Here is a 5887-nt window from a genome sequence, read left to right as displayed (position 1 = left end):
GGCGGGGGTGATCGCGGGGATCGGCGCCTGCGCCTGCGTGCTGGCGACGGGGGGCGGCGTCGCCCTCGCCCTCGCGCTGTCGTCGCCCGATTATGTGCCCTCGGCGAAGGTGCTGCTCGTCACCTATCTGCCGCTGATGGCGGCGGAAGGCCTGATCACCGGCTTTGCCGTCAGCTTCCTGAAGCGGGTGAAGCCGGACGCGCTGGCGGGGGCAAGCCCGTGATCCGCCGCCTCATCCTCGCCCTTCTGGTGCTGGCCGCGACCGCGAGCCCGGCGGCGGCGCATCGCCTGAAACTCTTCGCGACCATCGAGGATGGCCGGATCGCCGGCTATGCCTTCTTCATCGGAGGCGGCCGGCCGGAAGGCGCCGCCATCATCATCCGGGGCGCCGACGGCCAGGAGTTGTACCGGGGCGCGACCGACGCCGAGGGCCGCTTCGCCTGGACGCCGCCTGCCGCCGGAACCTTCGTCGTTACCGCCGATTCCCGGGACGGCCATGTCGCCGAGGTCCGGCTGGGGGCCGAGCGTTTCACGCCGCCCCCCTCCCCCGCCCCGGACCAGGCCGCCATGCCCGCCACCGACACGGCGGCGATCGAGGCCGCGGTCGACCGCGCGGTGGCCCGCCAGATCCGCCCCCTGCTGGAAGCCTATGACGAAGCGGAGGGGCGCCTGCGCTTCAACGACATCATGGGCGGCATCGGCATGATCATCGGCCTTGCCGGGGCCGCGCTCTGGGCCACGTCCCGCCGCCGCAAGGGCGCGGACTCGTGAACGGGATCGCCCCCCGCGCCCGCCTGCTCTCGGCCTTCATCCTGATCCTTGCCGTCGTCTCGCTGCGGGATATCACCGTGCAGGGCGCGGCACTTGGCCTCGCGCTGATCCTCGCGCTCGTGTCGGGTCAGGCGGTGAAGCCGCTGCTCCACCGCCTCGCCCATGTCGAGGGTTTCATGGCGCTGCTGCTCCTGATGCTGCCCTTCACCGTGCCGGGGCCGCCGCTGGCCAGCCTCGGGCCGCTGACCGTCAGCGCGGAGGGACTGCTGCGCGCCCTCGGCATCGCACTCAAGGTGAATGCGGCGGTGCTGCTCGGCTTCGCCCTGCTCGGGGCGGTCGAGCCGCTGCGCCTCGGCCATGCCGCGCGGCGCCTGGGCGTGCCGGTCCGGCTGGTGCAGCTGTTCCTGTTCACCACCCGTTACATCGAGTTGTTCCGCGACGAGATCCACCGCCGGCGCGAGGCGATGCGGGCGCGGGCCTTCGTCCGGCGAAGCTCGCTGCACAGTTTCCGCAGTTACGGCAATCTGGCCGGCATGGTGCTGGTCCGCGCCCTCGAGAAGGCGCAGCGGGTCGAGGAAGCCATGCGCTGCCGCGCCTTCGACGGCCGTCTGCCCGCCATCGGCATCGACGACCGGGGCCGGGGCGAGATCGCCGGACCCGGCCTCGCGCTGCTCGCGGGTGCCGCCCTCGTCCTGATGGATCGCATGCCATGACCGCGCTCATCACCCTCGACGCCATCACCGTCTCGCGCGGGGAGAAGCGCGTGCTCGACGGCGCCAGCCTGACCCTGCACAAGGGCGAGCGCCTCGCCCTTGTCGGCCCCAATGGCGCCGGCAAGACCACCTTGCTGCGCAGCCTGATCGGGCTCGAGACCGTGGACCGGGGGACATTGACCGCTTTTGGCGTGCAGCCCCGGGGAGAGAAGGATTTCCGCTCCGTCCGCGCCCGCGCCGGCTACCTGTTCCAGGACGCGGACGACCAGTTGTTCTGTCCGACGGTGATCGACGATGTCGCCTTCGGGCCGCTGAACCTCGGCCTGTCGCCCCGGGCGGCGGCGGAAAAGGCGCGCGAGACATTGGCGCAGCTGCATCTGTCCCACCTCTGCGACCGCATCACCCACCGCCTGTCCGGCGGGGAGAAGCGGCTGATCGCCCTCGCCGGAGTCCTGGCCATGGAGCCCGAGGTCCTGCTGCTCGACGAGCCGACCAATGCCCTCGACGACGGGCATTACCGCCGCCTGCTGGAGATCCTGACCGACCTGCCGGTCGCCATGATCATCGTCTCCCACGACCGGCTGTTCCTGCACCGTCTGGCGACGCGGGTGGTTGCCTTGCGCGAGGGAAAGCTGCTGCCCGCCGCCTTCCACAGCCACCCCCATACCCACGACCACCTGCACATCCATGTCGAGGGCGATAGCGCCCACCGGCATTGACGGGCGGGGCCGGTCAGCAGATGCGGGGCAATTGTTCGCCCACCAGCATGTCGACGATGCGCCGGCCGCCGAAGATCGTGTTCATGGTCACGCGCCCCGCTTCCCCCGTCGCCACCCGGCCGATGGCGCAGGCGTCCCGGCCGAGGGGATGGGCGCGCAGCGCGGCGAGCGCCGCCGCCGCATCCTCGGGCGCGACGGCGATGACGATCTTGCCTTCGTTCGCGAGATAGAGCGGGTCGAGACCGAGGATTTCGCAGAAGCCCCGCACGCCTTCGTCGATCGGCGTCGCCGTCTCGTCGATCTCGATCGCGGCGCGGGAAGCGGCGGCCAATTCGTTGAGGACGGTCGCGATGCCGCCCCGCGTCGCGTCGCGCATGAAACGCACCCCCGGCACCGCCGCCAGCAGCTCGCCGATCAGGCCCGACAGCGCCGCGCAATCGCTTCGCACCGGGCTTTCCAGCGCCATGTCGCCCCTCGCGCAGAGGATCGCCGCGCCATGATCGCCCAGCCGGCCGTTGACCAGGATGATATCGCCCGGCCGCGCCCGGTCGGCGCCGATCTCCAGCCCCTGGCGGATGACGCCGATGCCGGTCGTCGTGATGAAGATCTTGTCGCAGGCGCCGCGCGGCACCACCTTGGTATCGCCGGTGACGATGGTAACGCCAGCCGCCCGCGCGGTTTCGGCCATCGAGCGGGCGATGACGCGCAGGGTCTCGACCGCCATGCCTTCCTCGATCACGACGGCGCAGGACAGATGCAGGGGCACCGCCCCGCCGACCGCGAGATCGTTCACCGTGCCGCAGATGGCGAGCTTGCCGATGTCGCCGCCCGGGAAGAACAGCGGATCGACGACATAGCCGTCCGTCGTGAAGGCCAGGCGGTCGCCATGACGGGCCAGCATGGCGAGATCGAGCCGGGCCTGATCCTCGAGCGGGGCGAGCAGGTCGTTGTCGAAGGCCGAGATGAAGACATCGTCGATCAGATCCTTCATCGCCTTGCCGCCGCCGCCATGGGCCAGGGTGACATGGGAGACCATCAGCCGGCCGAGGTCGCGGGGCTTCAGGCGGGTAACGCTGCCCATCACGCCGCTCCCTGCTGGCGCTTCACGCCGCCATATTGGTAATGGGCGGCGCAGGCCCCTTCCGACGAGACCATGAGCGCGCCGAGCGGGGTTTCCGGATTGCAGGACGTGCCGAACATCCGGCACTGCCAGGGTTTGATGGCGCCCTTCAGCACCTCGCCGCACTGGCAGGACGCGGGATCGGCGATGGTGACATTGGGGATGGCGAAACGCTTTTCCGCGTCGAAACGGGCATAGGCCTCGCGCAGGCGCACGCCCGAATGGTCGATGGAGCCGAGGCCCCGCCATTCGAAGAATTCCCGCAGCTCGTACACCCGCTCCACCGCGGCGAGGGCCGGGGCATTGCCGGCCTCGGAAACGATGCGGGCATATTGGTTCTCGACCTCGGCCCGGCCGTCGCGGATCTGCTTCAGCACCATCCAGATCGACTGCAGGATATCCAGCGGCTCGAACCCCGCGACCACGAAGGGCCGGCCATAATGCCGGGCGATGAAATGATAGGGCGCCGTGCCCGTGACCATGGAAACATGCCCCGGCCCCAGGAACCCGTCGAGTTGCAGGTCCGGGCTGTCGAGGATCGCCTTCATCGTCGGCACGATGGTGATGTGGTTGCAGAACAGGGTGAAGTTGCGGATGCCTTCGGCTTCGGCCTGAAGGATGGTCAGCGCGGTCGAGGGCATGGTGGTCTCGAAGCCGAGGCCGAAGAACACCACCTCGCGCTCGGGGTTCTTGCGGGCGAGGGCGAGGGCATCCATGGGCGAATAGACCATGCGGACGTCGGCGCCCCCGGCCTTGGCCTGCATCAGGCTCTTTCTCGACCCCGGCACGCGCATGGCGTCGCCGAAAGTGGTGAAGATCACTTCCGGCCGCTCGGCGATGGCGACACCATCGTCGACCCGGCCCATGGGCAGCACGCAGACCGGGCAACCGGGGCCGTGGATCAGTTCGATTTCCTTCGGCAACATGCCTTCGAGGCCATAGCGGAAGATCGAATGCGTGTGGCCGCCGCAGACTTCCATGATGTTGATCGGTCGCTCGCGGGCGATATCGATCTGCGAGACGACCAGGGCGATCTCGCGGATCAGGGCCTCGGCCTTTTCCCGGTCGCGGAATTCGTCGACATATTTCATCGCGTCGTCCCTCAGATCGCCGTGCGGCGCATGGCGTCGATTTCGTCCTGGGCCTCGCCGAGTTCGGCGAGGATGCGCAGCGTCGCCGCCGCCTGTTCCTCGTCGATCCGGCTCATGGCGAAGCCGACATGCACCAGCACCCAGTCGCCGACGCAAGACTGAGGCGGATGATCGTCATCGACGATGCAGGCGATATTGATCTGCCGGCGCACGCCGCCGACATCGACGGTGGCCAGCCGCAGCGCGGGATCGTCGATCGAGACGATGCGGCCGGGAATGCCTAGGCACATGGGCCTGCTCCTGAGGTTGTCGCCAGGGCGATCAAGGCCTGGCCGAGGGCGATGCCACCGTCATTGGCGGGCACCAGCTTGTGGGAAAGCACGCGAAAGCCGGCGGCGGACAGGCCGCGCGCCGTCTCGTTGAACAGGATTTCGTTCTGGAAGCAGCCGCCGGACAGGGCGACCGTATCGAACAGCGCCGCCCCCTCGCCCCGCAGGCGCCGCGCCATGCCGACCAGCGCCCGGGCCAGCCCGAGGTGGAACCGCGCCGAGATCACGGCCGCCGGCACGCCTCGCGCCAGATCGCCGAGCAACGCCCGCCACAGGGGCGACGGATCGAGGCAGGCCGGGCCGTCCACCGGCGCCGAGACGGCGAAGGGATAGGCTTCTTCCGTCGCCAGGGTGCGGCGATCGACGATCGCCTCCAGCATCATGGCCGCCTGACCCTCGTAGGATTGACGTTCGCGGCAGATGTCGAGGGCGGCGGCGACCGCGTCGAACAGGCGCCCGATCGACGAGGCGCGGGGCGCGAAGCGGCCGTCCCGGATCATGGCGTCGAGGGTGGCCCGGGGTTTCTCCGCCAGCGCATGGGCCAGGGGCAGGTCGCCGAAACCGGCCGCGAATTCCTTCCAGCCCAGCGCCGCCATCAGTTGCGCATGGAGATTGCGCCAGGGCTCCCGCGCGGCCATGGCGCCGCCGGGCATGGCCACCGGCTTCAGATGGCCGAGGCGGCGGAAGCCGCGATAATCCGCCAGCAGGAATTCCCCGCCCCACAGGGTGCCGTCATCGCCGAGGCCCAGCCCGTCGGCGACGATGCCGAGGACCGGCGGCGCCGACAGGGGCCGGCCGTTCTCGGCGAGGCAGGCGGCGACATGGGCGTGATGGTGCTGGACCTCGACGGCGAAGAGGCCCGCCGCCGCCGCCCGCGCCCGGCCGTATTTCGCCGACAGGTAATCCGGGTGGCGGTCGACCGCGATCACCCCGGCGGCATGACCATAGAGCGCCTCGTAAAGCGCGATGCCCCGGCGCCAGTCTTCGAAAGTCGTCGCTTCCTCGAGATCGCCCATGTGCTGGGACAGGATCGCCTCCTGCCCCCGCGCCAGACAGAAGGTCGCCTTCAGTTCGGCGCCGAGGGCGAGCACGGGCGGCGCCCCCTCGAAGCCCGGCGGCAGGGGCAGGCTGGCCGGCGCATGGC

7 protein-coding genes and 1 pseudogene are annotated in these 5887 nt (G+C 70.0%); 4 read left to right on the top strand and 4 right to left on the bottom strand.

Going from position 1 to position 5887, the window contains the following annotated elements; all coding sequences use genetic code 11:
• From WAZ62_RS15070 to WAZ62_RS15055, 4 genes are all read left to right on the top strand, one after another.
• On the top strand, nt 1–223 hold a 223-nt coding region (locus WAZ62_RS15070; protein ID WP_422644357.1), incomplete at its 5' end, for an energy-coupling factor ABC transporter permease.
• A complete protein-coding gene (locus WAZ62_RS15065; RefSeq protein ID WP_422644356.1) occupies nt 220–771 on the top strand; it encodes a carboxypeptidase-like regulatory domain-containing protein in 552 nt (183 codons plus the stop codon). The genes WAZ62_RS15070 and WAZ62_RS15065, both read left to right, overlap by 4 nt.
• Nucleotides 768–1484, top strand: coding sequence for a cobalt ECF transporter T component CbiQ (gene cbiQ / locus WAZ62_RS15060; protein WP_422644355.1), 717 nt, complete (start codon nt 768–770; stop codon nt 1482–1484). Before WAZ62_RS15065 ends, cbiQ begins: the two co-directional genes overlap by 4 nt.
• A complete protein-coding gene (locus WAZ62_RS15055) occupies nt 1481–2203 on the top strand; it encodes an energy-coupling factor ABC transporter ATP-binding protein (protein ID WP_422644354.1) in 723 nt (240 codons plus the stop codon). Before cbiQ ends, WAZ62_RS15055 begins: the two co-directional genes overlap by 4 nt.
• Nucleotides 2204–2216: 13 nt before the next feature.
• Here WAZ62_RS15055 and hypE read toward each other — a convergent pair whose 3' ends face one another.
• From hypE to WAZ62_RS15035, 4 genes and pseudogenes are all read right to left on the bottom strand, one after another.
• Complete coding sequence (gene hypE, locus WAZ62_RS15050; protein WP_422644353.1) at nt 2217–3284, bottom strand: hydrogenase expression/formation protein HypE; 1068 nt, start codon at nt 3282–3284, stop codon at nt 2217–2219.
• Entirely contained in the window at nt 3284–4414 is a 1131-nt protein-coding gene (hypD, locus tag WAZ62_RS15045; RefSeq protein ID WP_422644352.1) for a hydrogenase formation protein HypD, read from the bottom strand. Before hypD ends, hypE begins: the two co-directional genes overlap by 1 nt.
• 11 nt (nt 4415–4425) lie before the next feature.
• Nucleotides 4426–4704: a HypC/HybG/HupF family hydrogenase formation chaperone gene (locus WAZ62_RS15040; protein ID WP_422644351.1), complete on the bottom strand. Its 279-nt coding sequence runs from the start codon at nt 4702–4704 to the stop codon at nt 4426–4428.
• Nucleotides 4695–5887 (bottom strand): annotated as a pseudogene (locus tag WAZ62_RS15035) (carbamoyltransferase HypF); the annotation flags it as partial. The gene WAZ62_RS15040 and the pseudogene WAZ62_RS15035, both read right to left, overlap by 10 nt.

Source organism: Zavarzinia sp. (assembly GCF_049306435.1).
Lineage (GTDB): Bacteria > Pseudomonadota > Alphaproteobacteria > Zavarziniales > Zavarziniaceae > Zavarzinia.
The sequence above is the reverse complement of the archived record's forward strand: the minus strand, read 5'-3'. Positions and strand labels throughout refer to the sequence as shown.